Annotated in this window: 4 protein-coding genes; all 4 read left to right on the top strand. The window is 57.6% G+C overall.

Annotation, left to right across the window (positions count from 1 at the left end; translation table 11 throughout):
• The first annotated feature begins 115 nt into the window (after positions 1 to 115).
• Genes I8J34_RS23945 through I8J34_RS23930 form a run of 4 tightly spaced genes read left to right on the top strand, consistent with a single transcriptional unit; the run spans position 116 to position 1,766 of the window.
• Positions 116 to 646 (top strand): AI-2E family transporter, encoded by a 531-nt coding sequence (locus I8J34_RS23945; protein ID WP_313800628.1) that lies wholly within the window; start codon positions 116 to 118, stop codon positions 644 to 646.
• Between the two features lie 58 nt (positions 647 to 704).
• A complete protein-coding gene (locus I8J34_RS23940; protein WP_214364145.1) occupies positions 705 to 1,064 on the top strand; it encodes an ElaB/YgaM/YqjD family protein in 360 nt (119 codons plus the stop codon).
• Positions 1,065 to 1,068: 4 nt separating this feature from the next.
• On the top strand, positions 1,069 to 1,479 hold the full coding sequence (locus tag I8J34_RS23935) for a phage holin family protein (RefSeq protein ID WP_214364144.1): 411 nt from the start codon (positions 1,069 to 1,071) through the stop codon (positions 1,477 to 1,479).
• Complete coding sequence (locus tag I8J34_RS23930) at positions 1,476 to 1,766, top strand: hypothetical protein (RefSeq protein WP_214364143.1); 291 nt, start codon at positions 1,476 to 1,478, stop codon at positions 1,764 to 1,766. The genes I8J34_RS23935 and I8J34_RS23930 overlap by 4 nt, the downstream gene beginning before the upstream one ends.
• Positions 1,767 to 1,945 lie beyond the last annotated feature (179 nt).

Raw genomic sequence — 1,945 nt, 5'->3', positions numbered from 1 at the left:
CATCCAGCAACGACCGGGGGTCGAGGATTTGAGTTCATAATGTCTATTTATCAATAACTTAACGAACACTATTCTACCCAAAACAGATGCTGTTCACAAGGCTGAATTCCTTAAGTTGAGAGCATTGGGGCTCACCGGGCCATCCCTGTCGCGCAGGAAGATCACGGTTAACATCCTTGACGATATAAATAAATCCATCCAGAGCTATATGTTCATGCTGCTGACCACCAATATGCTGGTCGCGCTGCTTGCATGGCTCGCATTCCGCTGGATCGGGCTGGAAAATGCCGGGGCCTGGGCCGTTGCGGCGGGCTTGCTGCATCTCATTCCGTATTTTGGTCCGGCCGTGACGGCTACGGCGACCGGCATGGCGGCCTTTATACAGTTTGGAGATCTTTCAACGGTACTGCTGGTCGCGGGCGGGTCACTGGCGATTGCGACAGCCGTTGGCACCTTCGTCACGACCTGGATGACCGGAAAGATCGCGAAAATGAATACCGCCGCAATATTCATTTCATTGCTGTTCTGGGGGTGGCTCTGGGGCGTCTGGGGCATGCTGCTCAGCATCCCGATCATCGTCATCGTGAAAGTGGTGTCCCAGAACGTCGTGCAATTGCAGCCGGTTGCCGAGCTGCTGGGCGAATAGCGTGTGTTTTCGAGCGAATATGTGGCGAAGATGGAGGTGGGACAGTGTTCAGGATTGAGTGCAGTTCGAAACCGTCGATCTGCAAATTGCCATAAAGGAGTTCACCATGGCGACTGAAACACAGGAAGCGCGCGACCAGCTGATCGAGGATTTCCAGAAGGTCATTAACGATGCGGAAGAACTGCTCAAGTTAACCGCGAATGAGACCGGTGGAAAAATCGTCGCTGTTCGTGACCGGGCCGAAGAAAATCTGCGTGAGGTCCGGCGCAAACTCAATGCGTTGGAGGACGATGTCCTGGTCAAGGCCAAGGCGGCGGCCAAGGCGACGGGGCAGCTTGTGCAAGAGAATCCGTGGCAGGCGGTGGCGATTGCCGGCGCCCTCGGACTACTGCTCGGCATGTTGAGCGGTCGGCGCTAAGCACGTGGCAGACAGCGACAGCAATTCCGAATCGACCACGCCCCGATCGCCGGGGCTATTGGCGTCGCTGCAGCGGCTGTTGGCAAGCGCCGCAGAGGTGCTGCGTACTCGGATGGAAATTCTCTCCACGGAGCTGGAAGAGGAGGGGGTCAGAATCCGGGAGTTGCTTCTCCTCCAGCAAGTGGCCGTGTTTTTCCTCGGCCTGGGCGTGTTGCTTGCGACCTTATTCGTTCTGATGGTGTTCTGGGACGATCATCGATTGGCGGCGCTGGGGGTATTCGCTGCGCTCTATCTGAGCGCCGGCGTCGGTACCGCATGGTTTCTGCGCCGCAAGCTCAAGCACCATCCAAGGTTGTTCGACACGAGCCTGAGCGAACTGCGCAAAGACCGTGAACGGCTGAGCCCACGATCATGAGCGCACGGAAAGAACATCTGCGCCGCCGCCGTGAGAAGCTGGTGGTGCAGGCGGCGGCGCAGTGCAACGAGATGTCCTCGATCGCAGCGGATCTGCAATCGACGTTTCGGTGGGTGGATAGAGGTTTTGCGGTCGGTCAGGTGCTGCGCAGCCATCCGGCACTGGCCGTGGCGGCGGGCTCGTTGCTGATGCGTGTGTCCAGATCCCATTGGTTGGTCAGGGTCGGCCAGGTGTTTACCGCTTGGGAATTACTCAGCATCGTGCGCAAGCGGTGGACGCGAATATAACTTCAGGAAGGCATGGCCTTCCTGTGGGGGGGCGATTCCCGGGGTATTTCGGCAGGGCTCCCGCAGCTACCCACATGTCGTTGACACCCCAAGAATGTCGTTGACGATCATGCGTTTACCACGCCCCTGTTCACGGCGCCCCGATTTGTGTAGTTTCCTGTCTTTTTGGACGGGTAATG

It is taken from the genome of Denitromonas iodatirespirans (assembly GCF_018524365.1).
Taxonomy (GTDB): Bacteria; Pseudomonadota; Gammaproteobacteria; order Burkholderiales; family Rhodocyclaceae; genus Nitrogeniibacter; species Nitrogeniibacter iodatirespirans.
The sequence above is the reverse complement of the archived record's forward strand: the minus strand, read 5'-3'. Positions and strand labels throughout refer to the sequence as shown.

Coding starts and splice junctions, on each gene's coding strand:
- I8J34_RS23930 (WP_214364143.1), top strand. CDS start 1,476: ATGAGCGCACGGAAAGAACATCTGCGCCGCCGCCGTGAGAAGCTGGTG.